Here is a 1,805-nt window from a genome sequence, read left to right as displayed (position 1 = left end):
CGCATGGCGAGGTTCAGCGGAGTCTGGCCGCCGAATTGCACGATGACGCCCGCGCACTTTTCGCGTTCGTAAATGCCCATCACGTCTTCGAGCGTGAGCGGCTCAAAGTAGAGCTTGTCCGAAGTATCATAGTCGGTGGAAACCGTTTCGGGGTTGGAGTTCACCATGATGACTTCGTAGCCTTCGCGGCGGAGCGTAAAGGCGGCGTGGCAACAGCAGTAGTCGAATTCGATACCCTGACCGATTCTGTTTGGGCCGCCACCCAGCACCATGATTCTCTTCTTGTGGCCGTGACCCGGGATTTCGCGGACGGGTTCGGAATTTTCCGCATAGCAGCTGTAGTAATACGGCGTGATGGCTTCGAATTCGCCGGCGCAGGTATCGACGGAGTAGTAACTCGGAACGAGGCCAATCTGCTTGCGCACCGCCATGACTTCTTCGGGAGTTTTGTGGAACAGGTAACCAATCTGGATATCGCTGTAGCCGAGTTCCTTGGCCTGGCGGAAGAGAGGCAAGTCCTTAGCGAGGTTTTCGAGAGAGCCTGCAGCAAGGATTTCGTCTTCGTAGAGGGCAAGTTCTTCGAGGTGGCGGAGGAAGTAGCGGTCAATTTTTGTGATTTCGTACAACTTCTCGACGCCCCACTTGCGGCGCAAAGCTTCGTGCAGCACGAAGATGCGTTCTGCGCTCGGGCGAGCAACTTCCTTGGCGAGCGTTTCGTCGTCGTATTCCTTGAACTTTTCGCACTTGGCGCAGGCACCGAATCCGCCGAATCCCGTTTCGAGAGAGCGGAGCGCCTTCTGCATGGCCTGCTTGAAGTTGGTGCCGATGGCCATCGCTTCGCCCACGGATTTCATCTGGGTGCCGAGCGTGGAATCTGCCTTCGGGAATTTTTCGAAGGTGAAACGCGGAACCTTCACGACAACGTAGTCAAGCGCCGGTTCAAAGCAGCTCGGGGTCGTCTGCGTAATGTCGTTGCGGAGTTCGTCGAGCGTGTAGCCCACGGCGAGCAGCGCTGCAATCTTTGCGATGGGGAAGCCCGTCGCCTTGGAGGCGAGAGCAGAAGAACGGCTCACGCGCGGGTTCATTTCGATGATGATGCGGCGGCCGGTCTTCGGTTCGATAGCCCACTGCACGTTAGAACCACCGGTTTCCACGCCGATGGCTTCCATGACCTTCAGCGAGTCGTCACGCATGGCCTGGTAAGCGCGGTCATCAAGGCTCTGGATCGGGGCGACCGTGATGGAGTCGCCGGTGTGCACGCCCATGGGGTCCAGGTTTTCGATGGAACACACGATAACGGCGTTGCCCTTCTTGTCGCGCATGACTTCCATTTCGAATTCTTTCCAGCCAAGCAGCGATTCTTCGATAAGCACTTCGTTGTTGAGCGAGGCGTCCAAGCCGCGGTTCACGATGGTCTCGAATTCTTCTTCGTTGTGGGCGATACCGCCGCCGGTACCACCGAGGGTGAAGCCCGGACGGATGATGAGCGGCCAGCTTCCGATGGTGTGGGCGATAGCGGTCGCTTCGCTCATGGAGTGTGCGGAACCGGAGCGGGGGAGGTCAAGCCCGATCTTGAGCATGGCTTCCTTGAACAGGTGACGGTCTTCGGCGCGCTGGATGGATTCGGCCTTGGCACCGATGAGTTCCACCTGGTAGCGGTCGAGAATGCCGCGCTCGTTGAGTTCCATCGCGAGGTTCAAGGCTGTCTGGCCACCGAGTGTGGGGAGCAGTGCATCGGGGCGTTCGCGACGGATGATTTCGTGCAGAATGTCGACGCTCAGCGGCTCGATGTAGGTGCGGTCGGC

Annotated in this window: 1 protein-coding gene; it reads right to left on the bottom strand. The window is 58.5% G+C overall.

Features of this window, described 5'->3' with window-relative positions:
• A partial coding sequence (carB, locus tag B3M32_RS03640) for a carbamoyl-phosphate synthase large subunit (protein WP_290743642.1) occupies positions 1-1,805 on the bottom strand: 1,805 nt, incomplete at both ends.

Origin of the sequence: Fibrobacter sp. UBA4309, from assembly GCF_002395745.1 — a bacterium.
In the GTDB taxonomy this organism is placed as follows: Bacteria; Fibrobacterota; Fibrobacteria; order Fibrobacterales; family Fibrobacteraceae; genus Fibrobacter.
Note: the sequence above shows the minus strand (reverse complement) of the source record. Positions and strands in the feature narration are given on the sequence as shown.